Here is a 24,248-nt window from a genome sequence, read left to right on the forward strand (position 1 = left end):
AACATTGTCCGGTGAACGAAACAATCCAATGGAATGATTGGGAGGCGTTCTGCTGCGTGGTCGAGCAGGGGACGTTCACGGCCGCGGCCGAGCAGCTGGACTGCCCCAAGTCGCGCGTCTCGGCCGCGGTGGCGCGGCTGGAAACCGCCATCGGCGCCAAGCTGCTGGAGCGCACCACGCGGCGCATGCGCCTCACGGATGCGGGCAAGGCGGTCTACCGCGATGTCGCCCCCTTGTTTGCGCGCCTGCGCGAAATCCGCCAGGAAACGCTGGCGCGTGAAGAGCGGGTTCAGGGCGTGCTGCGCATCGCCACACCCTATGAGTTCGGCGCCCAGCAGCTGGGCGGCGTGATCTGCCGCACGCTGGCGGCGCACCCGGCGCTGGACGTGGCCGTGGAAATCACCCAGGGCCTGGTCGACCCGATCCGCGACGGGTTTGACGTGGCCTTCGTCGTTGTCGATACCGACCTGCCGGACTCGGGCACGGTGGCGCGCCGTATCTACCACGTCGAACGCGGCCTGTTTGCCGCGCCGGCGCTGGCGGACAGCCTGCCGGCGCAGCTGCGCCCGGAAGACCTGGCCAATATGCCGACGCTGACCACGCCCGGCGACACCGTCTGGGAATTCACCCGCGACGGCCAGACCGTGTCCGTGCCGATCCGCCCGCGCATGCAGACCCACAACGCCGAACTGCGCGTGCAGGGTGCGCTGGCGGGGCTTGGCATCGCCCGGCTGTCGGTCATTTATTGCGAGGCCGAGATCGCGCAAGGGCGGCTGGTGCGCGTGCTGCCGGACTACCCGCTGCCGCCGCTGCGCGTGTTCGCGCTGCTGCCGGACCGGCGGCTGCAGCCGCGCAAGGTGCGGGCCTTCATGGAAGCGATCGAATCGATGATGGTGTCCGAGCTGGAGCCCAACGCGGGCCTGGACGGGGGCATGGGGGCGGAAGCAGCCGCGAGCGGGCATGCTGAGGGAGAGGCCCGCCCGGCGGGTTGAGGGCGCTGGCGGGCCGCCACGGCCGGGGCCGTGGCAAGGGAAGGGGCAGGGACTCAGGCGCCGTCGGTGAACGCGTCGCGGCGGTCGGTGACATTGGCGCCGTCAGTGAACGGGTCAGGCTTGCCAACCCGCGCGCCATCGGTGTACGGATCGGGCTGGCCGATTCTCGCGCCGTCCAGGAACGGGTCGGCCTTGCCGACGTGGGCGATGCTGCCGTCCAGGCGGGCGATGTCGGAAACGGGTTCGGAGGCGTGGGCAGCGGCCGCGGCAAACGACAGGCTGACGGCGCACAGCAGGGAAAGCGCCAAGCTGCGGCGTTGGGTGATGGTCTTCATGGTGTGTGGTCCTTCTAAGGCAGGGTACGTGGCGGGAGCGCCGCGGTGCCTGTAATGTAGGACTTCACACTGGGCAGAAAAAGGGTCAATTCTCGACACACTGTCCAGGGTTCTGGACAATGTGCCGAGCCGCCGGTGGGTCAGTAGTGCATGCCGAAGATGTTGGCGCCCAGCCGCGCGATCACCATCAGCAGGATCTGCGCGATCACGAACAGCACCAGCGGCGAAACATCGAAGCCGCCCAGGCGCGGCACCACGCGCTGGATCGGGCGCAGCACCGGCGCGGTCAGGTGGTCGATGGCCGGGGTGACCGGCGAATGCGGGTTGACCCACGACAGGATCGCCATCAGCAGCGTGACCCACATCACCAGGCTGATCGCCCATTTCAGCACATAGAGCAGGGCGGTCAGCAGCATGGCCGGCAGGAAGCCCAGCAAGTCGATGCCGCTGATCAGCGCGACCAGTACCAGGAACACCACCGCGGTCAGCCAGGCGCCCACCACCGTGGCCCAGTCGATGCCGCCCAGCCCGGGGATGATCCGGCGCAGCGGGCGCACCAGCCAGTCGGTGATCTGGAACACCCCCTGGGAGACCGCATTGCGCGTAGGCAGCCGCGTGAGCTGCATCCACACGCGCAGCAACAGCGCCATGCCGAACAGGGTGAAGACGGTATCCAGCAGGAAGAGAGCGATTTCCGAGAACATCGGTGCGTTTTCCGGTGACGGGTGAAGGTGTCTGCAACCGCACAGATTCTGCCATAGCCGGACGCCGGCACGATGCAACTGTGCGCCGGGCACGTGACCTGGCTGACAGGTTTGTGCTGGCGGCGCGGTGCACGGCCCCTATAATTGCGTGCGCCCCGGTTGCGGGACCGGCCGCGCGCCCGTGGTCTTGCGCGTTGTGCCCGCGCTTTCCTCCTCTTTGCGCTTTTTCGCCACCTTATGCCCAGCAAGTCCGCCCCGTCCCGGAAATCCACATCGCTTACCAAGGCCGACTTCGAGGCGCTTTCGGATTTCCGCTACCAGTTGCGGCGCTTCCTGCGGTTTTCCGAAGATGCGGCGCGCGAGGAAGGGCTGACCGTGCAGCAATACCTGCTGCTGCTGCATATCCGCGGCTGTGCCGACAAGGACTGGGCCTCGATCGGCGAACTGGCAGAACGGCTGCAGGCCAAGCAGCACGGCGTAGTGGCGCTGGTCAACCGCTGCGAGGCGGCGGGGCTGGTCAAGCGCCGGCTCAACCCCGAGGACCGCCGCGTCGTGCAGGTGCACCTGCTGGCCAAGGGCGAGCGCTACCTGAACCGCCTGGCGATGCTGCACCGGTCCGAGCTGGAATCGCTGCGCGGCGCTTTCCGCGTGGCCCGCATCACCCAGTTCAACGACGACGGCGCCGAGCGCGGCTGAGCCCCGGCAGGCCAGCACTGCCAGCCGGTTACAGGCAGTTACCAATCACAAGTTCCGGTGACACCCGGCGGCCGCCGGCGGCCCTAGACTCGCGCGCATTCCCCAATACGCGCAGCGCGCAGGAGTCCTGACATGTCGATCCCCTTTCGTTCGGTTGTGCTTGCGGTGCTTGGCGCCGGTGCGCTGGCCGGGTGTGCCTCGCCGTACGGTTACGACAACGGCTATGGCGGAGGGTACGGCGGCAGCTACGGTGGTGGCTATAACAGCAGCGGCTACGGCAGCAGCGGCTATGGCGGCAGCACCACCATCAGCGGCTACCCGGCGCAGCAGGGCTACCCGCAGGCATCGGGCTACCCGCAGGGGTATCCGCAGCAAGGGTATCCGCAACAGGGTTACCCGCAGCAAGGCTATCCCCAGCAGGAATACCCGCAGTCTTCCTACCCGCAGCAGCCGTATCCGCAGCAGTCATATCCGGACGGCAGCTATGGCAACAACCATGGCAACCAGGCCTACGGCGTGCGCTACGGCTGGGTCGAGGCGATCGAGGTGGTGCCCGGCCAGCCGCCTTCGACCAGCGGCGCGGGCGCCGTGGTCGGGGGCATCGTGGGCGGGCTGCTGGGCCACCAGGTCGGCGGCGGCCGCGGCAATACCGTGGCCACCATCGGTGGCGCCGTGGCCGGCGCGGTGGCCGGCAACGAGGTCGAGAAGCGCACCGGATCCTCGGCCGCGGCTTACCGCGTGCGCGTGCGCACCAGCGACAACGCCTACCTGACGCTGACGCAGTCCAATGCCTACCAGATGCGCATCGGCGACCGCGTCAAGGTCGAGAACGGCGTAGCCGTGCCGTACTAGGGTCTGTTCCCATATGGGAACAGACCCTAATTCTGCGTGCCGAACAGCTGCGCATAGTCCTCGCGCAGCTGGCGCTTGAGCAGCTTGCCCGCCGTGTTGCGCGGCAGGTCCGCGACGAACACGATGCGCTTGGGCACCTTGAACGGCGCCAGCGCCTGGCGGGCATGGGCGATCAGCTCTTCCTCGGCGGCGTCTTCATGGCCGCGCTTGCGCACCACGCAGGCGGCCACTGCCTCGACCCACTTCGGGTGCGGCAGCGCGAACACCGCTGCCTCGGCCACCGCGCCGTGGGTGTACAGGCACTCTTCCACCTCGCGGCTCGATACCAGCACGCCGCCCGAGTTGATCACGTCCTTGATCCGGTCCACCACGTACAGGTAGCCCTCGCCATCCATATAGCCGAGGTCGCCGGAATGGAACCAGCCGCCGGTGAAGGCTTCGGTGGTCTGTTCGGGCTTGTCCCAGTATTCCGTCAGCAGTTGCGGCGAGCGGTGCACGATCTCGCCCAACTCGCCAGGCGGCACGTCCTGCATGGTCTCGTCGACGATGCGGGTCTCGACGTTCAGCACCGGCCGGCCGGCGGACGCCGGGCGCCCGGCATGCTCGTCGGGCCCCAGTACCGTGGCCAGCGGCCCGATCTCGCTCTGGCCGTAGCAGTTGTAGAAACGCAGTGCCGGCAGCTTCTGCTGCAGCTCCAGCAGCACCGGCACCGGCATGATCGAGGCCCCGTAGTAGGCCTTGGTCAGCGACCCCAGCCGCGCCGGATCGAAGTCCGCATGGCGCAGCAGCGCGATCCACACCGTGGGCGGCGCAAAGAAGCTGGTGATGCCCTCGGCGTGGATGGTGCGCAGGCAATAGCCGGCCTCGGGGCTGTCGGCGATCAGCGTGGTGCCGCCGCAAAGCAGCAGCGGCATCAGGAAGACATGCATCTGCGCCGAGTGGTACAGCGGCAGCGCGGCCAGCGAGTAGTCCGACGCGCGGATATCGCAGGCGGCGATGGTGCTGACGTATTCAGCGAGCAGCGCGCGGTGGGTCAGCACGGCGCCCTTGGGCGCGGAGGTGGTGCCCGAGGTGTACAGGATTTGCGCGGGCGTGCTGTCGGTCAGCGCTTCGGACACCGGTGAAACGGGGCCCTTGGCCGCCGCCACCAGGATATCGCGCACCTTGCCGCCATGCAGCGTGCCGCTGACCTTGCAGGGCAGGCCGTCGACGCGGTCGGCCAGCGCCGGATCGGCAAAGATTGCGCTGGCGCCCGATTGCGTGACGATGTACTCGGCCTCGGCGCGCGTCATCGAGAAATTGACCGGCACATGGATCAGGCCGCTGCGCAGGCAGGCCAGCCATAGCAGCACATAGGCGTCGGAGTTCTTGCCGAAGGCGGCCACGCGGTCGCCGGGGCGCAGGCCCCATTGCGCCAGCGCGCCGGCCACGCGGGCCGCGGCCTCATCCAGCTGGCGGTAGGTCCAGGCCCGATCGCCGAAGCGGATCGCGGTCTTGCCTGGGCTGCGCCGCACGGCGCGGGCAATGGCGTCGGGGATGGTGTTGCGCAGGGCGCGCTGCTGCTCTGACTGCATGGTGGTCTCCATTGTTATGGTTTGGGGTCCAGCAAGTCTTGAAGCCAAGCGCCGAGGATAAAGGCTGCCGCCCGGCCATGGCAAGGCGGCAGCGGCTCTCGGGGATGAGGGACTACAGCGCTTCCGACAGGAACACCAGCGCGCGCCCGTGCGCCAGCGCGGCGCTGGGCTGGTGGTAGGAGCCGCGTGCCCAGCAGTTGAAGCCGTGGTCCGCGCCCTCATAGACGAAGATCTCGCTGCCGGGTTTGCCGGTCATGGCGTCGCGCACGCCTTGCACGGCCTCTGGCGGGATATGCGCGTCGAGCGCGCCGTAGTGGAACTGTACCGGCACGCGGATGTTCGCCGCCTCCTGCAGCTGGTTCTGGATGCCGCCGCCGTAGTAGGGCACCGCGGCATCCACCAGCCCGCGCGCCGCGCTCAGGTACGACAGCAGGCCGCCGAAGCAATAGCCCACCGAAGCCACCTTGCCGGCGCCGGTGTGCTGGCGCAGCACCTGCACCGTGGCGGCGATATCGTCCAGCGCGGCCGGCACATCCACCGCCTTGCGCAGCGCCATGGCGCGCGCCATGTCGTCGCCTTCGTAGCCCAGTTGCACGCGCGGCGCCTGGCGCCAGAACACGTCCGGCGCCAGCACCGCATAGCCGTCGGCGGCGTACTGGTCCGCCACGGCGCGGATATGCTCGTTCACGCCGAAGATCTCCTGCAGCAGCACAATGCCAGGCGCGCCGGGCTGCACGCCTGCAGGCGGCAGGCTCAGGTAGGCATCGAAGCTGCCTGCGGCGGTGTCAACGCGGATCCACTGGCTGTCGGGGATGGCTGTCATGGGGAAAGGCTCTCCGGAGGCTGAACAGGAAAGCTGCAAGTTTGCCACTGCGCGCCGCTTCGTGCAGGGCAGGGCGCCCCGACGCTGCCGTCGTCAGTACGCGCGCGACTGCTGGTAGCGCTTGTTCCAGTTGTCGGTGTAGGCCCTGACCACGGCGGAGTCGCCGCGGATCAGCATGCCGTTCTCGGCGTTGCGCTCCTGCGCCGACTTGGTGAAGTTGAACGATCCGGTGAAGACCGCCTGGTCGTCGAACACCATCACCTTGTTGTGCGCGATCGCGGGCTTGTTGTCGATCACCACCGGCACGCCGGCGTGCTTGAGGTAGGTGGCGCTGGTATAGCGTTCGGACTGCTGGCTCTTGTCCAGGATCACGCGCACGTCCACGCCGCGCCGGTGCGCCTGCGCCACGGCCTCGGCAATTGGTGCGCTGGTGAACGAATAGGCCTGGATCAGCAGGCGATGGCGCGTGCTGCGGATGGCATTGACCAGCAGCGCCTGGCAACTCGCGCCATCGGGCACGAAGCACAGCGTGTAGCCGCTGCCATCGGCAAAGGGCCTGGCCGGCACCGGCTTCGCGTCCGGCGGCTGCGCCGGCTGGGCCGGCTTGCCGGCGCGCGTGGGAAAGTGGTTGGCGACGGCCTCGTTGAAGGTCTCGCTGATGCTGTTGGCAATGGTGTCGGTCACCTGGTCGAAGGTGGAAGCCGAGCGGGCGTGCGCCAGCAGTGCGAAGGGACTGAACGAGGTGAAGGCCGACACGGCGGCGGCCAGGCCCAGGCCCAGCACGGCCCGGCGAATGAATCTGTAAGTCACGGCGGATCTTTGCGTCGGTGAATGACAGCATGCGCGCGCCGTGCGCCGCATGCTGTCGGGGCGGGTCCGCAGCGTAGCAGCCGCATACGCCACTGGCAAAGCGTGATTGTGTAACAGGATCTGTGGCCGGCTATGCGGTGCAGCATCGGTGCGCCGCCGCTGCCCTTGGGACTATCCGCACCCGCGCCTATGATGGATGGAACCCCCGCGGGGCCGCCCGCCAAGGAGAGGGATATGAGCAACCATACCTACAAGCTGGTCGAGATCGTCGGATCTTCACCCGATGGCTGCGACCAGGCCATCCAGAGCGCCATTGAAAAGGCCGGTGAAACCATCAAGAACATCGACTGGTTCGAAGTGGTGGAAACGCGCGGCCACATCACCAACGGCAAGATCGCGCACTACCAGGTCACGCTTAAGGTCGGTTTCCGCGTGACCTGAGGGCGGCGCCGCGCTTGCGCGGCGGTATCGCGCGACGGCACAGGCTGCGCTGCCTGTGCGGGTTGGTGCGCGTGCTCGCTCCAGACGCAGCCTTCGGGATAAAAAAATCGGCCGACGCGAGACTGCCGTCGGCCGGGTACAGGGGAACCTGGTGTAGTCAGCCCAAACGCGGCCAGCTCAATCGAACTGGTACGAATAGGTCATGTTGATCCGCGGCGACCGATGGCTCGCATTGGTCGGCTTGTCGCCCACCGGTTGTGCCACCGACAGGTCCAGCGTGTAGTAGCGCCGGTCCGAGAAGCGCGCGCCGATGGCCACCGATGACAGGCTGCGGTGCGACAGCGACACGCTGTTGGAGAACACGCGCGCCACGTCGGCCGACACATAGGGCTGGATCGTGCGCAGGTAGGCCATGTCGGGCAGGAACAGGCGGCTGATTTCCGCCGAGGCCCCCCAGCCCTTGTCGCCCGCCACTTCGCCGGCGGGATAGCCCAGCCCGAAGAAGCGTCCGCCGAAGCTGATCTGCTCGCCCGAGGCCAGGCGGTCGCCACTGTACTGGCCCGCCGCGGCCACGGTGAGGCCGAAGCCTGCCGGCAGGTCTTTCGACTGCGATAGCAGCAGCCGCGTGCGGAAGAAGCTCAGGTCGTTGGTATTGTTCTGGCGGCTCGCACCCAACGCATCGAAGCCCTTGTACAGGCCGAGCGTGGCGTTGCGGCTCACGCCTTCGCCGCGCTGCGCGTAGGTCAGCTCCGCGGTGCCCACGCGCACGTTGGTGCCCAGCGTCACGCGCGTGCCGGTGGCGGTGTGGGTGTAGCGCTCGAACTGGTCGGCACCGTAGAAGCCGCCGGTCAGCGTGAGCGAGTGCGCGTTGGACAGCAGCAGCGGATAGCTGAGCGAGCCGCCGATGCGCTTGGTGTCGTTGACGTAGCGCGGGTTGAACCCGATCGCCTCCAGCGTGGCGTTCTGCGGCACGCCGCGGTAGTGCGAGGCGTTGAGCCGCGCGATCATGCCCTCGGTGCCGAGCGGCTGCGCGTAGCTGGCAGCGTAATACTCCTCGCTGTCGCGACCCTTGGGGAACAGCGCCGACACCGAGATCTGCTCGCCCAGCGGCGTCAGGCTGTTGGTAGTCGCGGTGGCAATGGCGCGCAGGCCCGGCGACATGTATTCGATGCCGGTGCCGAAGGTGAACGGCTTGCGCTTGACGTCCAGCACCATCTCGCAGGCGCCGTCGGTGGTGCTCGGCGGCTGCACCGTGGCCGCCACCTGCAGCCCGGGCTGCAGGGCCAGTGCATTGACGTAGTGTTCGAAACGGTCCTGGCGCAGCGGGCGGTCCTGCTGCAGCTTCTCGGCAATGGCGCGCAGCCGGCCCTCTGCCGGGCCCGCCTTGCCGGTGACCGTCACCTTGGCCACATAGCCTTCGACCACGGTGATCAGCACATCGCCGTTGGCAAAATCCTGCGCCGGCACGAAGGCGAACGAGAGTGGATAGCCGCGGTCCTTGTACATCTGCGTTACCGTGCTGGCCGCTTCCAGCAGCTGCGCCACCGTGATCTCGCGGTTGGCCAGCGGCTTGAACTGCGCGGCCACTTCCTCGAACGGCAGCGTCTTCGCGCCCTCGATGCGAAAGCGCCGCGGTGTCAGGCGTGTATTGAGCAGGTCCTGCATGGCCGCCTGCGGCCGTTCGACCTGCACGGTCACGCTGCTGTCCGGCCGGGCCGGAGCGATCTTCGGGAGTGTCTGGGTCGGGTCGCCCTGGACCGGGCTGCGCGGATCGGCCTGGATCAGGCCGTGATGGAGCGCGCCGACGCTGACCAGCAGCGCGGCAACGCGATGAAGTGCACGCATGGCAATACCCCTGTAAGGAAATACTGCGGCTATTGACGTCGCGTGCCACTGACGCGGGGATTGCCGCTACCCCCGGGCGCCTGCTGTCCGATGCTGCCGGCTCAGCGCGTGGCCGCTACGTTGAATCTGGTGTGCTCCGCTGCCCGCGATCAGGCGATCGCCAGGGCAGCGGCTGAGACTGGATTACTTCTGGCCGAGCGCGCCGGTCAGGCCGCCCAGCAGGCCGCCCACCAGGCCGCCGATGGGGCCGGTGGCGCCGGTGGTCGAACCCTTGCTGGTGGTGCTGCCCGCGGTGGAGGTGGCACCGCCGGTCACGGCGGCGACAACATTGGTGACGGGAGCCAGCGGGCTGGTGGTGCCAGTGCCCGCCGCGGCGCCGGTGACGCCGCCCACCACGCCATTCACCACGCCGCTGACCGCGGTGGTGACCGGTGCCAGCGGCGAACCGGTGCTGCCGCCGGTGGCGCTGCCAAGGCCGCCAGTGACGGTGCTGACCAGGCTGGTAACCGGTGCCAGCGGCGAACCCGTGCCGCCGCCGGTGGCACTGCCAAGGCCGCCGGTGATGCTGCTGACCAGGCTGGTGACAGGCGCCAGCGGCGAACCCGTACCGCCAGCGCCTGCACCGCCTGTCAGCCCCCCGGCCAGCGCAGTCACCGGTGCCAGTACCGGGCTCAGCGCGCCCAGGCCGCCGCCGCTGGCGGGCGCGTTCACTGCGCCGCCCAGCGATGCCACGGTCGTGCCGGTGGCGTTCACCACGCCGCCGACGCCCGAGACCACTGGCGTGTTGGTCTGTTGCAGCTTGGTGCCGGCCGTGGCCAGCGCACCGCCCACGGTCGCCAGCAGCCCGCCGGTCGGAGCGCCCAGGCCCGTGGCCGCGCCCAGCGTCTGGGTGGCGCCGGTCAGCTGCGAGGTGATCGGCACGATCAGCTTGCTGGTGGTAGTGGTCGCTTGCTCGACCGCGCCGGTCGACAGCACCGTGGTCAGCGTGCCGCCGGTGCTGGTCACCGTGTCGCCCAGCTGGTCCACCACCGTGCCCAGCGGCGAAGTCAGCGGCGCCAGCGGCGCGAGCTGGCCGGTGCCCAGGCCGCTGACAGCGGTGCCGGCGCTGGACACTGCCTTGCCGAGTTCGGTGACCACATTGCCGGTGCTGGCGACCGTGGTGCCAACCGGGTTGGTCGAATTGGGGATGCTGCCCAGGCCCGCCTGCAGGCCCGTGGCCAGAGCGCCCACGGCATCGCCGGTGGAGGCCACCACGCCGCCCAGGCCGCTTTGCGTCTGCGTCGGCACCAGCGGCAGGTTGGCGCTGCCGAGCTGGTTGCCGAGGTCGGTGACGGAGCTGCCCGTATTGCCCAGCACCGTGCCGGCATTGTTGATGACCGTGGCGGTCGGGGTCAGCGCGGTGGGCGTTTCGCCGCCGCCAGTGTTGCCGCCGTTGCCACCCGTTCCACCGGTGCCGCCGGTACCGCCCGTGCCGCCGCCCGTGCCACCGGTACCGCCGCCGGCCAGGTCGGTGCCACCGCCGGTGCCGCCAGTGCCACCGCTACCCGTAGTCTTGGTGCCGCCATTGGTGCCCGCCGTGTCGCTGGTGCCCATGGAGGTCGATCCGCTGCCGCTGGCGCAGCCACCCAGGGCCAGCAAGGTTGCGAGGAGTGCCGTTACGGCGAGTTGTTGTTTGCGCATGTTCTGTTCCCTCATTCCCGTCGTCTAAATCGCTCGGCCGCGCAACGCGTTCGCTTTCTGCGTGCGGCGGTGACGGATATGGCGCAATCGGTATGCCAGCGCCGCGACGCGTCCTGGAACGGACCCCGCGAAAGTCGGGTGTGGTGCCCGCAATGTGTTGCCGGGCGCGGCTTCCAGGGGAGCGGTGGAAACGGCTTGCGGCATTGCCGAGGATGGGGTGTCAGGGCGGCTGCGCGTTACGCGTTACGTAACGTGTGTCGTCTGCAGGGAACAAAACAGCCAGGACGGCGGGCTTGCGGCGATGGCGACCCAGGCAGGAAAGCGCGCCGTGCCGCGCGCTGCCACCGCCCTCCCGCCACCGTCATCCGCGCCTGCGTGTTCCCGTGTTTCCGGAACACGTTACGTAGCACGTAACACGTCAGGCCAGCGCCGCAACGGCGTTTGGGCCCGGCCCGTGGCTACCCCTCACCCCCGCCAATCCGCGCCAGACAAGGCTTGCAGCGCCGTGGCCGGTTCCGTGCCGGCACCGCCGGCGCCGCTGGCACGCGCCTTGCCATTTGTTGTCCAGACGCGCCAACGATCCCGCGTTCCACTGTTTTGCCGTGCCGGTTCGGAGCGGTCCGCCAGAGGAACAAAGCGGGACTCCGGGGAGGCTCGTCGGCAATCCCATGCGGCGCACATAAGACAAGACGGCCGGCAGCACCGTGGCCAACAAGACAGGAGAAGGACAATGCAAACCAAGCATCCGTCGCAGCATTTCATGACCTCACTGGCTGCGGCCGGCGTGGCCGCCATTGCGTTGCTGATGGCAGGCTGTTCGTCGAGCGGTGGCGGCAGCGGCGCCAATCCGCGGCCCAACAGCAACATCGACACGCCGGTCACGCCGGGACCGTCCGCATCGGGCGAGACCACGCCCACCGCCAAGGTGACCGAAGGCGCGGGCAATTCCGTGGTGGCCACGGGCAATGCCATCAGTGACATCGGCAAGAGCATCCAGGAAGCGCCGCTGCCGTTGCTGCCCACTCAGGCGCGCGAAGGCGCCGGCGGCGTGGTGATCAACGCCGGCAGGGCCGTTGGCTCGCTCGGCGGCGGCGTGCGCGACGGGCTGGGGCAGATGGGTTCGGTCGACAACCCGGTCGGCGTGACGGTGGCCAGCACCAGCAACGTGGTCCACGACGTGGGCGAGGCGTTGATCAGCGGCGGCGACCTGGTGTATGGCCTGGGCACCGAGAAGCTGGCACCGCTGGCTCCGGTGACCACTCCGGTGGGTGGCCTGGTCAGGCACGTGGGCATCGCGGTGCACGACAGCAGCGGCAACCTGCACAGTGTGCTGTCCGAAGGCCCGGTCGCACAGGTCACGAATTCGGTCAGCAAGGTCATCGTGCCGCTGACCAGCAAGGCCACCGACGGCACGCAGACACTGGGTGCGGTCACGCACCTGGGTGAGCCGGCCAACGGCCTGCTCTACAAGGCTGGCAATACGGTGGCTGCCGGCGGCAGCATGATCAGCAACACCAACACGCCGGTGGTCTCGCCGTTGGGCGGCGTGGTGACTGAGGCCGGCAAGACGGTCGCGGCCGCTGGCGCGCTCCTCAACGGCAATGGTCAGGGCGGCGGCAACCCGCTTGGTGGCCTGCTGAGCAACCTGCCGCTGGCAGGCGCGGGCGGCGGGTACGGCGGCGATGGCGGCAACCCGCTCGGCGGCGTGCTGAACAACCTGCCGCTGGCCAAGGTCGCCGGCGGCGGCGAGGGCGGTTCCGCGGGCGGCGCGCTCAGTCCCGTGACCGCGCTGCTGGCGCCGGTGACCGGGCTGGTCGGGGGGCTGAAGCAGGGCGCTCACGACAGCCAGGGTGGCAGCGGCGACGTCAAGACGCTGCAACTTCCGCTGGTGGGTGGGCTGCTGCGCTGAAATGTCTCATCCCGGCTAGGTGTTTTCACGGTGCGCTGTCGCTCATCACCCCGTCGCAGCGCATCTTTTTATTTTGCCTGGCAGTGCGGCTGCAATGTCCGCAATACCAGGCTGCAGGCCGGTTCCCGGCCGGCCTGCCTGTTCTTTAACAACCTGTGACCCGGGCGTGCCGGGTCGTTTCAAACGCGCGTCTTAACCCCTTTGGGTCATTGCTATCACCCGTAGGAGGGGTATGGTATGAGACATTCCATGTCTTATAAAAAAAGCGCAGCAAGCGTGAAATGTCGATAAAAGAGCGGGCCACAGAGCACCGTGATAATCGAACGGGGGAAGCGTGATCGCGGCTTCTTAGATCACTCGGGAGTGACAACATGAAACGACTCATTGCACGCTTTATTAAGGATGAGCGCGGGGCGACGGCTATCGAGTATGGCTTGATCGTCGGCCTCGTCGCTTTGGCCATCGCAGTCGGCGCCGGCCAACTTGGCACAGAACTCAACGCCAGCTTCACCCGGCTCTCAGTCAAGGTTTCGGGATGGTTCGTCAATTGAGCAGGCCGAAACCATAAGACCGGCGTGATTGCCGCGCTCCTCTGCGCGGCGACCCTCTACACAGATCTTGCCTACCGGCGCGTTCCCAACGCCTTGCTGGCGGCCGCCGTGCTGGTCCTCGGACTTGCACTGCTCGCCGGGCAGGCCACGGAACTGCCGCTGGCCGCGCGTCTGACCGGCGCGGGGCTGGGTCTTGCCGTCACGCTGCCGGCGTACGCCCTCGGGCGCATGGCGGCAGGGGACGTCAAGTTCCTGGCGGTGGTGGGCCTGTTCACCGGCCCGCAAGGACTGGTGGTGGCATGGGTCGTCGGCAGCCTGCTCGGGCTGTTGCACGCGCTGCTGGCGCTGGCACTGGACAGCAGCGTGCTGGCCGCGCTTCGGCAGCGCGCCGCGGCACGCCTGCGCGTGGCAGCCAGCACGCCGGCTACGGAGCAAGCCTTGCATCACCAGGACAGACCCATTCCAACGGCGCAGTTTTCGCGGGCGCGCGGCATTCCATATGCCGCGTACCTGGCCGTGGGCGTGCTGGTCTGGATGGCCGCGGGCCAATAGCCGGACAGGCTGGAGGCAAGCAGGCTGCGTCGCCGGTCGGCGCGAAAGAACACCAAGGGACCGGGGTTTCAGATGTTGCTGCACGCAAGGGTCAACAGGGGGATCAACCGGCGCCGCCACGGCGCCGGCAGCGCTGCGATCGAGTTTGCGATCGTGGCGCCGGTGCTGCTCGCCATCGTGATCGGCATCGTCTACTACGGCGTGATGCTGGCGCTGCAGCAGGTGCTGACGCTGGCCGCCGAAGAAGGCGCGCGCGCTGCGCTGCGCTATCCGGCGGGGGTTTCCGGCTCAGGCCTCGCGGCCACGCAGGGCGCGCGCGTCGATGCCGCGGCGGCGATGGCGCGGGGCACGCTTCCCACCTCCATCAGGAATCTGCTGCCCCCCGGCAACGTTGCGCAGGCGGTGCCCTGCGCGTCCGGCTCCACCGATGTCTGCGTGCAGGTCACGCTGAACCTTCCCACCACCAACATTCTCCCCGCCGTGCCGATGGTCCCGCTCCCCGCGACGCTGTCGGGCTCGGCCATGGTCCAGCTTTCTCCTGATATCTGAGCCGCCATGTGCCCCCACGCCATGCTCATCCAAAGGAATCCCGCATGACCAGCAAGCAGATCCGACTCCTGGCGGTGGTGCTGCTTGGCCTGGCGTTGCTGCTTGCGCTGCTGGCGTGGCAGGTAGGCCGCCAGCCGGCGCAGGCGCCCGCAGCATCGAATTCCGCCAGGCCGTTGCATCCGGTGGTGGTGACCACGCGCGCGGCGGAAGCCGGCAAGCCGCTTGACGCCGATGCGCTCAAGGTAGAGATGCTGCCCATCGATCCCGCCGGCGCCTACAGCGAGGTGGCACGTGTGACCGGCCAGGTGCCGCTGGTGGCGCTGGGCGCCAACGTGCCGGTGCTCGAAAGCCAGTTGCTGGCCGGGCTGGCCGCACAGGTGCGGGAGGGCGAACGCGCGGTGGCCGTGTCGGTCGATGAAGTCATCGGCGTCGGCAACCAGGTGCAGCCGGGCGACTATGTCGATGTCTTCCTGGTACTGCGCCGCGACCAGCAGGAGATCCCGGAAAGCCAGGCGCGCATGCTGCTGTCGCGCCTGCGCGTGCTGGCCTACGGCGTCGCCTCGGTCAACCGGCCGCAGAACGCCAAGCCGGAACAGATGATGGCGCGCCAGGAAGGCGCCAAGACCGCGGTGCTGTCGGTGCCGCTGGAGCAGGTCAGCCGGCTGGCGATGGCGCAGCAGTCCGGGCGCCTGCTGCTGGCGCTGCGCAATCCGCAGGATGAAGCCATGCCCAGCGACGGCATGTTTGCCGAACCCCCGCCCGCGCTGGCCGCGCGCGCCGGCGTTCCCGCCGAGGCGCCGCGCGCCGCCCCCGACAAGGCCATGGCCGGCGTGATGCTGTCCGGCCTGGCCGCCCCCGCCGGTGCCTCTGCCCCCCGCGCGCCGGTGGCAGCGCGGGCGCCGCGGCCGTTGCAGGTTGCCGCGCCGCCCGCGCCAGCCCAGGCAAGACAAAGCGCAGGCGTGGAAGTGATCCGCGCGGGCAAGCGCGAGATCGAATAAGAACGTGGGCGCCGACTTTATGCGAATCCAGAAGAAACTAGCCCATTCGACGGCCCTGCGCCGCAGGCTGATGCAGCTCGCGCTGGCCGCGATGCTGGCCACTACCGCGTGGTGCGCACTGGCGCCGCGCGCACAGGCGCAGGAAGCCGTGAACGCACGCCAGTTGCGCCTGCTGGCCGGCGCGCAGAAGGAGATCCGCAGCGCGCAGCCGGTGGAGCGCGTGGCGGTGGGCAACCCGGCGGTGGCCGATGCGCTGGTGCTGCGCACACGCGGTGCCCCCAGCGTGCTGCTGGTGGCCAAGCAACCAGGTGTGACCGACGTGATGGTGTGGACGCGCGGCGGCGCCGAGCCGCTGACCTACAACGTGCAGGTCGATGCCATCGCGCCCGATGCCGATGGCGCGAAGCTCGGCTATTCCGCGGCCGGTACCACCATTACCGGGCAGTCGCCCGATGCCTATGCCGCGGCGCGCGCGCAGGCCGCTGCGCGCGCGGCCGCCAACGGCAAGAGCAATGGCAAGCCCGGCCTGGTGGTGGACCGCTCGACCGTGCCGCTCTCCGGCACCGTGCAGGTCGACGTCAAGGTGGTGGAGATCAGCAAGACCGTGCTCAAGGAAGTCGGCATCAACTTCTTTCGCAACAACTCCGGCTTTGCCTTCGGCACGTTCTCGCCATCGACGCTGAACAAGTTCACCTTTACTCCCGGCAGCGGCGGCGCGCCGGGCAGTTTCAGTGCCGACATCGCGTCGCCGATGAGCAATGCCTTCAACCTGGTGGCCGCGTCGCTGACGCACGGCATCTTCGCCAATATCAGCCTGCTGGAGGCCAACGGCCTGGCGCGCGTGCTGGCCGAGCCCAGCCTGGTGGCGCTGTCCGGCCAGAGCGCCAGCTTCCTGGCCGGCGGCGAAATCCCGATCCCGGTGCCGCAGGCGCTGGGCACGACCACGATCCAGTTCAAGCCATTCGGCATCGGGCTGACGGTGTCGCCCACGGTGCTGTCGGCCGACCGCATCGCGCTGAAGGTGGCACCGGAGGCGAGCGACCTCGACCCCTCGCGCGGCATCTCGATCAATGGCGCGGTGGTGCCCGCCATCGTCACGCGGCGCGCCGACACCACGGTGGAACTGGGTGACGGCGAGAGCTTCGTGATCGGCGGGCTGGTCAGCCGCAACACCGTCAGCAACGTCAACAAGGTGCCGGTGCTGGGCGACCTGCCGGTGATCGGTGCCTTCTTCAAGAACCTGAATTTCCACCAGGAAGACCGTGAGCTGATGATCGTGGTCACGCCGCGCCTGGTGAAGCCGCTGGCCAAGGGCGCGCCGGCGGCGCAGGCCGTTGGTGCCGACGGCCGCACCAGCGGCAACCCCAATGTATGGGGCTGGTACGTGCTGGGCGAATTCGCGGACCCGACTTTGCCGGGTTTCTCAAAATAGCCGCCGGCCGTGCCGGCAGGCATGGCCAACGGCTTGAGGCAGAGAGATGGACTATTTTCTGTTGCATGCAACGCAGGGCGAAGTGAAGGACTGGCTGGGCAAGGTCTTGGGCGGGCTGGGCACGCTGGTGACTGAAGGCGGCGCCCAGGAAGCCTTTCTCGAGCGCGCGGCCCAGCTGCGCCCGGGGCTGGTGTTCCTGCATTTCTCGGCGGAACTGGCCGGCGCGTCGGCACGGCTGGGTGAGCAGCTGCTGCGGCTCTTCCCAGGCCTGCCGCTGGTCGCGGTGGGCCACGCCGACGAGCCCGGCGTCATGCTGGCGGCGCTGCGCGTGGGCGTGAAGGACTTTATCGATCTGCGCGACGCGCCGGCCGATGCCGAGGCCGTGGTCAAGCGCCTGGCCGTGCCGGGCGAGCAGGTGCGCCCGGCCGAGTCGGCGCGCCAGGGCAAGATCGTGGCGCTGCTGGGCGCACGCCCCGGCGTGGGCGTGACCAGCCTGGCCGTGAACCTGGCCGCGGCGGCACGCCGCCACCTGCCGCTGAACGAAAAGACCGACGCGCGCGCCGAAGTGCTGCTGCTGGACCTGGGCCTGCCGGCGCGCGACGGCGCGCTGTACCTGAACCTGAGCCCGGGATTCCACTTTGTCGAGGCGGTGCGCAACCTGCGCCGCTTCGACCAGGTCTTCGTGCAGACCGCGCTGACGCGCCACGGCAACGGCGTATGCGTGCTGCCGCTGCCCGCGGCGCTGGGCGAGCTGCGCGACATCTCCTACTCCGAGGCCATCAGCCTGCTGGAGCGGCTGCGCGCGTTCTTCGACATGCAGATCATCGACCTGGGCGGCTTCGGCAATGCCGAGTTCACCGCGCAGATCGTCAAGGCCGCCGACAGCGTGGTGCTGGTGGCCGACCAGAGCGTGGGCGCGATCGTCTCGGCCGCGGAGCTGGTGCATGAACTGCGCGCGCGCGAGGTGGAGCGCGACGACCTGCACCTGCTGGTGTCGCGCTTCGATGCGCGCCTGGGCGTGGATGCCGCGCAGATCGCGCAGCGCGTGGGCGTGCAGTCGGTGGGAACGCTGCCTGACAGCCGCGCGCCGCTGGTGCTGGCCATGAACCGCGGCGCGGTGCTGGCCGACGACGATCCGCACGACCCCTATGTGCGCGCGCTGGCCGACCTGCTGGCGCGACTGGGCTACCGCCCGGCGCAGGCCAGGGAAACCAGCCTGCTGGCGCGGATGAAGGACAAACTGCCTGAGGCGCTGCGCGCGGTGCGCGTGGCACGCACTGGAAGCTGACATGACGCAAGCGATTGAATTTTCCGACAACGCCCCCGCACCGTTCCCGGTCTCGCAGGAATTCCAGAACATCAAGGAAGCGGCGCACGAGCACCTGCTGACCCGCATCGAAGAGCTTGGTGCGGAGTTCGGCCGCTGGTCGCGCACCGCGATCCAGCGCTTTGTCGACCTGGAGCTCGAGAGCTTTACCCGGTTGCGCCGCATCCCCATCAACGAGGCCGAGCTGCGCCAGATCGCCGAGGCGCTGACCAAGGAGCTGGCCGGCTTCGGGCCGATCGAAGACCTGCTCAACGACCCCGCGGTGGAAGACATCCTGGTCAACGGCCACCTTGACGTCTACGTGTCGCGCCACGGCGTGCTGGAGCGCATCCCGGTGCGCTTTACCGACAGCGGCCACCTGCTGCGCATCGTGCGCCGCATCCTGGCCCCGATCGGCAGGCGGCTGGATGAGTCCAACCCGATGGTCGATGCGCGCCTGCCCGACGGCGGCCGCATCAACGTGGTGATCCCACCGCTGGCGCTGGAGGGCCCGGTGGTGTCGATCCGCAAGTTCCGCAAGGACCCGATGACGCCTGCTGACCTGCAGGGGCTGGGCACCATGAGCCCCGAGATCTGCGACCTGCTGCAGGCCGCGGTGCAGGCGCGCTGCAATATCCTGGTGAGCGGCGGCACCAGTTCGGGCAAGACTTCGCTGCTCAACGCGCTGGCCACCTTCGTGCCGACCACCGAGCGCGTCATCACCATCGAGGACACCGCCGAGCTGGCGCTGAACCACCCGCACGTGGTGCGCCTGGAAAGCCGTCCCGGCGGCTTCGAGGGCACCGGCGTGGTGTCGATCCGCGACCTGCTGCGCAACAGCCTGCGCATGCGCCCGGACCGCATCATCGTGGGTGAAGTGCGCGGCGGCGAGGTGCTGGAGATGCTGCAGGCGATGAGCACCGGCCACGACGGTTCGATGGGCACCATCCACGCCAGCAGCCCGCGCGAATGCCTGTACCGGCTGGAGATGCTGGCCGGTTTTGCCGGCTTCCAGGGCAGCGAGGCGAGCCTGCGCCGGCAGATCGCCAACGCCATCGACTTCATCGTGCAGATCGCGCGGCTTTCCAACGGCAAGCGCCGCATCGTCTCGATCACCGAGATCACCGGGCTGGGCGACAACATCATCTCCACCCAGGAGCTGTACCGCCACGAGCCCTTCATGAACCCGGACGGCACCGAGACCGACCGCTGGCTCTCGCTCGGCCTGCTGCCGCACTCGCCCAAGCTGGCGCGCATGCGCGGTCCGGGCTTCATGCTGGACGACCGCTTCGATGTCTAGCGCCACGCTGCTGCTCGCCGCCATGGCCCTGGTCATTACCGGCCTGGGCCTGCTGCTGCTGGCCAGCGCGCAGGCGCGTGCGCGCCGCGAGCAGCAGCAGGCCTTCCTGCAGGCGCAGACCGAGCAGGTGCGCCTGCGCTATGCGCAGGCGCCGGATCCGGCGCTGCAACTGCCCGCGCGCGACCTGCGCCGCCGCTGGGACGACTTCCTGCGGCGTGCCGACCTGGCGCCGACGCGCCGCACCGCCATTGTCTGGATCACGCCCGTGGTGTTGTGCACGCTGGCCGGCGCCGTGGCGGGGCAATGGCTGGGCGCGGTGTCGGCCCTCATCGTGGCGCTGGCCGTGGCGGCGTTCGCGGCATGGAGCCGCGTGCGCCGCCTGCACAAGAAGCTGCTGTCGCAATTGCCCGGGTTCCTGGACGGCGTGGTGCGGCTGATGACCATCGGCAGCAGCGTGCCGGCGGCGTTCCAGAACTCCATCGCCAATACCGAGGCGCCGCTGCGCCAATGCCTGGTGCAGGCCATACACCTGCAGCGCGCCGGCAAGGAGCTGGACCAGGCGGTGCTGCAGGTCGGGCGCGTGTACAAGGTCGAGGAACTGGTGCTGGTGGCTTCCGTGCTGCGCCTGTCGGTGCGCTACGGCGGCCGCGCTGATGTGGTGATGGAGCGCACCGCCGCCTTTATGCGCGACCGCGAACAGGCCCAGCGCGAGCTGATGGCTTTGTCGGCCGAGACCCGGCTGTCGGCGTGGATCCTGGGGCTGCTGCCGCTGGTGGTGGCCGGCGGCCTGTTCATGCTGAACGCGGGCTACATCATGATGATGTGGAAGGACCCCACCGGCAAAACGATGCTGCTGTCGGCCCTGGCGCTGGAAATTGCCGGGGCCTTCATGCTGTACCGGCTGGCCAAGTCGATCTGAGCGGCATGCCAGCACGCAGACAAGAGCCAACATGGACCGCCTGACACTGATTTCGCTCAGCCTGCTGGTTGCCGCCTGCGGCGTGGGCGTACTGACGCTGCCGCTGTTGCGCGACTGGCGCCAGCGCCGGCTGGCGGCGCGCACCATCGACGGCGCGCTGGCCCGGCAGCGCGCGGCAGAAGCTGCCCAGGCCGCGCAGGCCGCGGCCCCCCCTGCGCCGGGCGCGCAGGCTGCTGCGGCAAAGGCCGGTGCCGCCGCGCCGCTGGGCAGGGGCGGGGCGGCCACGGCAATCGGTGCACAACTGGGCGCGCGCGTGGGCGAGCGCATCAGCGCCCACTGGCTGGATTCGCGCCTTGGGCGCGCGGTGGTGACGCCGGAAGACCAGCAGTTGCTGGAGCAATGCGGATGGTACGGGCCGCAGTCGCGCATGCTGTTCGGCGTGCTGCGGCTGGGGTTGCCGTTGGCGCTGGCGCTGGCTGCCATGCTCTGGCACGTGGGCGCAGGTGCCTTCGCCATCGTCGCGTGGGGCTTCGGCACGTTTGCGCTGGCCTACCTGGCCCCCAAGTGGCACCTGCGCCGCCGTGCCGCGGCGCGCCTGCGCATGGTCGATGACGAGCTGCCGGTGCTGATCGACATGCTGCGCCTGCTGCAGGGCGTGGGCCTGTCGATCGACCAGAGCCTGCAGGTGATCGTGGCCGAGTTCGGCAGCATGCTGCGCGTGCTGGGGCCGGAGCTGGCACGCGCGAACCAGCAGTTTGCCTCGGGACGCTCGCGCGAACAGACGCTCTTGCGCATCGGCCGTCTGTTCGACAGTGAAGACCTGAAGAGCCTGATCACGCTGCTGACGCAGGTGGACAAGCACGGCGGCGCGGTGCAGGAGCCGCTGCGCCAGTTTGGCCTGCGCATGCAGGAGGCGCGCAAATCGCGCTTGAAGGACGAGATCGGCCGGCTCACGGTCAAGATGACCGCGGTGATGGTGGTGAGCCTGCTGCCGGTGCTGCTGATCCTGACCGCGGGCCCCGGCTTTCTCGGGGTGATCCGCATGCTGGCACATATGGGAGGAACGCGATGATGCGCTCAGTCGGTCCGGCACTGGGCCGGATTTCGAAAACGGCGGCGTGCCTGCTGCTGGCGGCGCTGTCCGGCTGCGCCGCCAATCAGAGTGGGGCTGCGGCCATGCATGAGCAGGCCGAGGCCCAGGTGGAACTGGCCAAGCTGCGCGACAAAACCGCGCGCGCCGAATACAGCGAGCAGGCGGTCTACCTGGGCCTGATCCGCAAGATGCAGCAGGATGGCCTTTACTTCGCCTCGCTGGCGCATATCGAGGTCTACGTGAAGCGCTTCGGCGCCGGCCCGGAGATCCAGGCGATGCGCGCCGATGCGCTGCGCGAGACCGGGCAGGACAAGGCTGCCACCGATGCTTACCAGCAACTTGCAGCGACATCGCAAGGCGAGCAGGCCGCCCATGCGCACCACGGGCTCGGCCTGCTGGCGGGGCGCCAGGATGACTTTGCGCGCGCCGTCACCGAGCTGCGCCAGGCCGCCGCGCTCGACCCCGTCAATCCGCGCATCGCCAGCGACCTGGGCTACGCGCTGATGCGTGCCGGCGCGCTGCAGGACGCGCGCGTGCCGGTGATGCAGGCGCTGGAACTGGACGCGCGCAATCCGCGTGTGATCAGCAATGCCGTGGTGTGGCTGATGGCCGACGGCAAGCGCGCGCAGGCCAACGCCATGATGCAGAAGGCCGCACTGCCCGAAGCCACGCGCAGCGCTATCCGCAAGGAAGCCGACCGCATCGCCCGCGCCACCGCGGCGCGCGACCGCGCAGCGGCCCGTCCTGCGCCGGCAGTGCGGGCGCCATCGAAACCCGCCACGACGGCACCGGCCACCTCGGTGGCGGCCGTGGCCGCAACCGCAGGGGCTACCCCATGACCGCCATGTTCCGCATTGCCATCCCCGCGCTCTGCGTGCTGATGCTGGCGCCCGCCGCGCTGGCGCAGACCGACCGTGCCACGACCGAGGCCGCGGCCACCGGCATGCCGGCAGGCAGCCCGGCGCAACGCGAGATCGGCGCCGACACGCGCGCCATCCTTGCCATCCAGCGCGAAGGCACGCAGGCCGGCCCCATGCTGCCGATGCACGGCGAGCAGGCGGCGCTGGGCTATGAACGCTACATGAACAGCTTCCGCTTTGCGCTGCCGGAGTTCTACACGGGGCAGGCCAACGCCAGCACTGCGCGCGCCGGCTCCGCTGGCCAGATGCTGGGCGGCAAATGAGCTTGCACCAGCCGCGGCTGCGCCGGGCACCTCGATCCGCACGCGGCGCCATCAGTGTGATGGCGGCGCTGCTGATCGCGACCGTGGCGATCGCCGCGCTGGTGTCGATCGACGTGGGGCATGTGTTCATGCGCCAGCGGCAGTTGCAGAACATGGTGGACCTGGCGGCGATGTCGGCGGCGCAGCAGATCAAGCGGGCGGATAGTGCGGCGAATCTCAACGCCGCTGTGCTGGGCACGGTCAGAAATATCGGTGCGAAGAACGGGTATCCGTCGGGCATTGCCATGGGTTGCGGCGCTGCCACCGGTGGCAGCGCGGATGCCATGACTGCCTGCCTTGGCGTGTGGGATCCGGCGAGCGGCGGGCCCAGGCATTTCAGCGCTGCCTACAATCCGGCCCAGGTGTCGCCCAATGCCGTGCGCGTTCAGGCCACGCAGACTGTGCCGATCCTGTTCGTGATCAATGGGGGGGGCGGGCGGCAGCTGTTCGCGGAATCGATTGCCAGTGGCAGTCCGCCGGTGGCGGCGTTTTCGCTCGGGACCGGGTTGCTGGATGTCAATTCGGCCAACAGCCTGCTAAGCGTTTTGTTGGGGAGCTCGGTGCAATTGTCGGCCGTGGATTGGCAAGGACTGGTCAATGCCAATGTGACGCTGGATCAGCTACGCGTGCGGGCAAACGTGGGTACGGTGGACCAGCTGCTGAACACTGCGCTGAGCCTGAGGGATTTCTACGCGCTCGTGCTCGGTGCGGCCGGCCGCGATGCGCTGTTGAACACGATGCTGGGCAGTCCACCGACCACGCTGGGCGCGGGCGGTGCGGGAGTCGAGGTGTCGCTGGCCCAGTTGCTACGGCTTGGGGTGTTGGCGCCAGCGGCATCGTCGGCTGCGGAGGTGGGGCTTAGCGTGGCCCAGTTGCTACTGGCCGGGGCGCAGGTGGCGCGGGGCGATGCGGCGGTGGCGCTACCGGTGACGGTGCAATTGCCGGCAGGATTGGGTGGCCTGAGTGCCAGCGTGCGGGTGATCCAGCCGCCGGTGATGGCGGTCGGGCCCGCGCGCAAGCTGACCGACAACCCGGCAACATGGCAAACATCGGCGCACTCCTCGCAGGTAGAGGTTGCGTTGGCCGCTACCGTATCGAGTGGTCCAATCAGTAACTTGCTCGGCGTCCAACTCAACGTACCCCTGCATATCGCCGCTGCGGAAGCTACGGCTGATCTGACCGGCCTGCAGTGTGCGGCGGCACCTGCCGACCGTCGTGCCACGTTGCACGTCACACCCAGTCTGGTAAGCGCTTGTCTCACGAACCAATGCACGGGTGGCAAGGTGACAATCGGCACGGCGTCGGCACTCTTCCAACCGCTGATCAAGCTTGTGGTAGTCGATAACCCGAAAAACCGCAGCACAGCGGGCAGTGATATCACCCTTGCGCCTGGTGGACATGCGCAAGTGGGCACGACCAACCCGATCGGAGGAATTTTCTCCCAAGTGCTCGCGTTGCAGGTCACGCCCGAGGTGCTGGGCGTCCCGATCCCGCTTTCCGTCGATTTAAGCGCCTTGCTGGTCCCCCTCGGCGCAGCACTGGACGCAGTCCTGCCATCCGTTCTAGCGCAGGCAGGCATCCAGCTAGGCACCGCCGACCTCTGGGTCCACAGCATCGACTGCAACAATGCCGAACTGGTGTACTGAGCCATGATCGCGCCAAACC

The 24,248-nt window shown here is 68.8% G+C and carries 24 protein-coding genes; 17 read left to right on the forward strand and 7 right to left on the reverse strand.

What is annotated here, in order from left to right; translation table 11 throughout:
• The first annotated feature begins 11 nt into the window (after positions 1-11).
• On the forward strand, positions 12-992 hold the full coding sequence (locus tag AC07UK_RS28395; protein ID WP_494687007.1) for a LysR family transcriptional regulator: 981 nt from the start codon (positions 12-14) through the stop codon (positions 990-992).
• 53 nt (positions 993-1,045) lie between these two features.
• On the opposite strand, the gene AC07UK_RS28400 is transcribed toward AC07UK_RS28395, so the two are convergent.
• Complete coding sequence (locus tag AC07UK_RS28400) at positions 1,046-1,327, reverse strand: hypothetical protein (RefSeq protein ID WP_436224411.1); 282 nt, start codon at positions 1,325-1,327, stop codon at positions 1,046-1,048.
• Positions 1,328-1,467: 140 nt separating this feature from the next.
• On the reverse strand, positions 1,468-2,031 hold the full coding sequence (locus tag AC07UK_RS28405) for a YggT family protein (RefSeq protein WP_114132264.1): 564 nt from the start codon (positions 2,029-2,031) through the stop codon (positions 1,468-1,470).
• A 237-nt stretch (positions 2,032-2,268) separates the two neighbouring features.
• On the opposite strand from AC07UK_RS28405, the gene AC07UK_RS28410 reads away from it, so the two are divergent.
• Together AC07UK_RS28410 and AC07UK_RS28415 are read left to right on the forward strand one after the other, a co-directional pair.
• Positions 2,269-2,727, forward strand: a complete 459-nt coding sequence (locus tag AC07UK_RS28410; protein WP_013951870.1) for a MarR family winged helix-turn-helix transcriptional regulator — start codon at positions 2,269-2,271, stop codon at positions 2,725-2,727.
• Between the two features lie 132 nt (positions 2,728-2,859).
• Positions 2,860-3,579, forward strand: a complete 720-nt coding sequence (locus AC07UK_RS28415) for a glycine zipper 2TM domain-containing protein (protein WP_013951872.1) — start codon at positions 2,860-2,862, stop codon at positions 3,577-3,579.
• 26 nt (positions 3,580-3,605) lie between these two features.
• Here AC07UK_RS28415 and AC07UK_RS28420 read toward each other — a convergent pair whose 3' ends face one another.
• From AC07UK_RS28420 to AC07UK_RS28430, 3 genes are all read right to left on the reverse strand, one after another.
• Positions 3,606-5,153 (reverse strand): acyl-CoA synthetase, encoded by a 1,548-nt coding sequence (locus tag AC07UK_RS28420; RefSeq protein WP_494687006.1) that lies wholly within the window; start codon positions 5,151-5,153, stop codon positions 3,606-3,608.
• Positions 5,154-5,265: 112 nt separating this feature from the next.
• Positions 5,266-5,976 (reverse strand): dienelactone hydrolase family protein, encoded by a 711-nt coding sequence (locus AC07UK_RS28425; RefSeq protein ID WP_479946491.1) that lies wholly within the window; start codon positions 5,974-5,976, stop codon positions 5,266-5,268.
• A 93-nt stretch (positions 5,977-6,069) separates the two neighbouring features.
• Positions 6,070-6,786 (reverse strand): phospholipase D family nuclease, encoded by a 717-nt coding sequence (locus AC07UK_RS28430; RefSeq protein WP_494687005.1) that lies wholly within the window; start codon positions 6,784-6,786, stop codon positions 6,070-6,072.
• Between the two features lie 234 nt (positions 6,787-7,020).
• Here AC07UK_RS28430 and AC07UK_RS28435 point away from each other — a divergent pair, with 234 nt between their 5' ends.
• Positions 7,021-7,227, forward strand: a complete 207-nt coding sequence (locus tag AC07UK_RS28435) for a dodecin (protein ID WP_013951876.1) — start codon at positions 7,021-7,023, stop codon at positions 7,225-7,227.
• Positions 7,228-7,404: 177 nt separating this feature from the next.
• Here the strand turns inward: AC07UK_RS28435 and AC07UK_RS28440 are convergent, their stop codons facing one another.
• Together AC07UK_RS28440 and AC07UK_RS28445 are read right to left on the reverse strand one after the other, a co-directional pair.
• Positions 7,405-9,072, reverse strand: coding sequence for a ShlB/FhaC/HecB family hemolysin secretion/activation protein (locus AC07UK_RS28440; RefSeq protein WP_436224407.1), 1,668 nt, complete (start codon positions 9,070-9,072; stop codon positions 7,405-7,407).
• 183 nt (positions 9,073-9,255) lie between these two features.
• Complete coding sequence (locus tag AC07UK_RS28445; RefSeq protein WP_494687004.1) at positions 9,256-10,752, reverse strand: collagen-like triple helix repeat-containing protein; 1,497 nt, start codon at positions 10,750-10,752, stop codon at positions 9,256-9,258.
• Positions 10,753-11,482: 730 nt separating this feature from the next.
• On the opposite strand from AC07UK_RS28445, the gene AC07UK_RS28450 reads away from it, so the two are divergent.
• From AC07UK_RS28450 to AC07UK_RS28510, 13 genes are all read left to right on the forward strand, one after another.
• Entirely contained in the window at positions 11,483-12,661 is a 1,179-nt protein-coding gene (locus AC07UK_RS28450) for a collagen-like triple helix repeat-containing protein (protein ID WP_436224405.1), read from the forward strand.
• A 371-nt stretch (positions 12,662-13,032) separates the two neighbouring features.
• Complete coding sequence (locus AC07UK_RS28455) at positions 13,033-13,212, forward strand: Flp family type IVb pilin (RefSeq protein WP_013951880.1); 180 nt, start codon at positions 13,033-13,035, stop codon at positions 13,210-13,212.
• A gap of 24 nt (positions 13,213-13,236) precedes the next feature.
• Positions 13,237-13,764, forward strand: a complete 528-nt coding sequence (locus AC07UK_RS28460; RefSeq protein ID WP_436224404.1) for a prepilin peptidase — start codon at positions 13,237-13,239, stop codon at positions 13,762-13,764.
• A gap of 72 nt (positions 13,765-13,836) precedes the next feature.
• The gene (locus AC07UK_RS28465; RefSeq protein WP_114134946.1) at positions 13,837-14,313 is read left to right on the forward strand and encodes a TadE/TadG family type IV pilus assembly protein; all 477 of its coding nucleotides are present in this window, start codon (positions 13,837-13,839) and stop codon (positions 14,311-14,313) included.
• 44 nt (positions 14,314-14,357) lie between these two features.
• Positions 14,358-15,311 (forward strand): Flp pilus assembly protein CpaB, encoded by a 954-nt coding sequence (gene cpaB / locus AC07UK_RS28470; RefSeq protein ID WP_494687003.1) that lies wholly within the window; start codon positions 14,358-14,360, stop codon positions 15,309-15,311.
• 19 nt (positions 15,312-15,330) lie between these two features.
• Positions 15,331-16,743, forward strand: coding sequence for a type II and III secretion system protein family protein (locus tag AC07UK_RS28475; protein WP_494687002.1), 1,413 nt, complete (start codon positions 15,331-15,333; stop codon positions 16,741-16,743).
• Positions 16,744-16,789: 46 nt separating this feature from the next.
• Positions 16,790-18,031, forward strand: a complete 1,242-nt coding sequence (locus AC07UK_RS28480; protein ID WP_494687001.1) for a CpaE/TadZ family protein — start codon at positions 16,790-16,792, stop codon at positions 18,029-18,031.
• 1 nt (position 18,032) lies between these two features.
• Positions 18,033-19,349, forward strand: a complete 1,317-nt coding sequence (locus AC07UK_RS28485) for a TadA family conjugal transfer-associated ATPase (protein WP_494687000.1) — start codon at positions 18,033-18,035, stop codon at positions 19,347-19,349.
• Positions 19,342-20,268, forward strand: a complete 927-nt coding sequence (locus AC07UK_RS28490; protein WP_436224399.1) for a type II secretion system F family protein — start codon at positions 19,342-19,344, stop codon at positions 20,266-20,268. The genes AC07UK_RS28485 and AC07UK_RS28490 overlap by 8 nt, the downstream gene beginning before the upstream one ends.
• 31 nt (positions 20,269-20,299) lie before the next feature.
• On the forward strand, positions 20,300-21,340 hold the full coding sequence (locus AC07UK_RS28495; RefSeq protein WP_494686999.1) for a type II secretion system F family protein: 1,041 nt from the start codon (positions 20,300-20,302) through the stop codon (positions 21,338-21,340).
• On the forward strand, positions 21,337-22,200 hold the full coding sequence (locus AC07UK_RS28500) for a tetratricopeptide repeat protein (protein ID WP_494686998.1): 864 nt from the start codon (positions 21,337-21,339) through the stop codon (positions 22,198-22,200). The genes AC07UK_RS28495 and AC07UK_RS28500 overlap by 4 nt, the downstream gene beginning before the upstream one ends.
• Positions 22,197-22,544 carry a DUF3613 domain-containing protein gene (locus AC07UK_RS28505; protein ID WP_436224397.1) on the forward strand — a complete coding sequence of 116 codons (348 nt, stop codon included), beginning with the start codon at positions 22,197-22,199 and terminating at the stop codon, positions 22,542-22,544. The genes AC07UK_RS28500 and AC07UK_RS28505 overlap by 4 nt, the downstream gene beginning before the upstream one ends.
• On the forward strand, positions 22,541-24,229 hold the full coding sequence (locus tag AC07UK_RS28510) for a TadG family pilus assembly protein (protein ID WP_494686997.1): 1,689 nt from the start codon (positions 22,541-22,543) through the stop codon (positions 24,227-24,229). Before AC07UK_RS28505 ends, AC07UK_RS28510 begins: the two co-directional genes overlap by 4 nt.
• The last annotated feature ends 19 nt before the right edge of the window (positions 24,230-24,248 follow it).

Source organism: Cupriavidus sp. GW821-FHT07C08 (genome assembly GCF_059419025.1).

What these genes read in the sequence shown, in the direction of transcription:
- AC07UK_RS28400 (WP_436224411.1), bottom strand. Translation starts at nt 1,327, where the DNA reads ATGAAGACCATCACCCAACGCCGCAGCTTGGCGCTTTCCCTGCTGTGC.
- AC07UK_RS28405 (WP_114132264.1), bottom strand. Translation starts at nt 2,031, where the DNA reads ATGTTCTCGGAAATCGCTCTCTTCCTGCTGGATACCGTCTTCACCCTG.
- AC07UK_RS28410 (WP_013951870.1), top strand. Translation starts at nt 2,269, where the DNA reads ATGCCCAGCAAGTCCGCCCCGTCCCGGAAATCCACATCGCTTACCAAG.
- AC07UK_RS28415 (WP_013951872.1), top strand. Translation starts at nt 2,860, where the DNA reads ATGTCGATCCCCTTTCGTTCGGTTGTGCTTGCGGTGCTTGGCGCCGGT.
- AC07UK_RS28420 (WP_494687006.1), bottom strand. Translation starts at nt 5,153, where the DNA reads ATGCAGTCAGAGCAGCAGCGCGCCCTGCGCAACACCATCCCCGACGCC.
- AC07UK_RS28425 (WP_479946491.1), bottom strand. Translation starts at nt 5,976, where the DNA reads ATGACAGCCATCCCCGACAGCCAGTGGATCCGCGTTGACACCGCCGCA.
- AC07UK_RS28435 (WP_013951876.1), top strand. Translation starts at nt 7,021, where the DNA reads ATGAGCAACCATACCTACAAGCTGGTCGAGATCGTCGGATCTTCACCC.
- AC07UK_RS28440 (WP_436224407.1), bottom strand. Translation starts at nt 9,072, where the DNA reads ATGCGTGCACTTCATCGCGTTGCCGCGCTGCTGGTCAGCGTCGGCGCG.
- AC07UK_RS28445 (WP_494687004.1), bottom strand. Translation starts at nt 10,752, where the DNA reads ATGCGCAAACAACAACTCGCCGTAACGGCACTCCTCGCAACCTTGCTG.
- AC07UK_RS28450 (WP_436224405.1), top strand. Translation starts at nt 11,483, where the DNA reads ATGCAAACCAAGCATCCGTCGCAGCATTTCATGACCTCACTGGCTGCG.
- AC07UK_RS28455 (WP_013951880.1), top strand. Translation starts at nt 13,033, where the DNA reads ATGAAACGACTCATTGCACGCTTTATTAAGGATGAGCGCGGGGCGACG.
- AC07UK_RS28465 (WP_114134946.1), top strand. Translation starts at nt 13,837, where the DNA reads ATGTTGCTGCACGCAAGGGTCAACAGGGGGATCAACCGGCGCCGCCAC.
- cpaB (WP_494687003.1), top strand. Translation starts at nt 14,358, where the DNA reads ATGACCAGCAAGCAGATCCGACTCCTGGCGGTGGTGCTGCTTGGCCTG.
- AC07UK_RS28475 (WP_494687002.1), top strand. Translation starts at nt 15,331, where the DNA reads ATGCGAATCCAGAAGAAACTAGCCCATTCGACGGCCCTGCGCCGCAGG.
- AC07UK_RS28480 (WP_494687001.1), top strand. Translation starts at nt 16,790, where the DNA reads ATGGACTATTTTCTGTTGCATGCAACGCAGGGCGAAGTGAAGGACTGG.
- AC07UK_RS28485 (WP_494687000.1), top strand. Translation starts at nt 18,033, where the DNA reads ATGACGCAAGCGATTGAATTTTCCGACAACGCCCCCGCACCGTTCCCG.
- AC07UK_RS28490 (WP_436224399.1), top strand. Translation starts at nt 19,342, where the DNA reads ATGTCTAGCGCCACGCTGCTGCTCGCCGCCATGGCCCTGGTCATTACC.
- AC07UK_RS28495 (WP_494686999.1), top strand. Translation starts at nt 20,300, where the DNA reads ATGGACCGCCTGACACTGATTTCGCTCAGCCTGCTGGTTGCCGCCTGC.
- AC07UK_RS28500 (WP_494686998.1), top strand. Translation starts at nt 21,337, where the DNA reads ATGATGCGCTCAGTCGGTCCGGCACTGGGCCGGATTTCGAAAACGGCG.
- AC07UK_RS28505 (WP_436224397.1), top strand. Translation starts at nt 22,197, where the DNA reads ATGACCGCCATGTTCCGCATTGCCATCCCCGCGCTCTGCGTGCTGATG.
- AC07UK_RS28510 (WP_494686997.1), top strand. Translation starts at nt 22,541, where the DNA reads ATGAGCTTGCACCAGCCGCGGCTGCGCCGGGCACCTCGATCCGCACGC.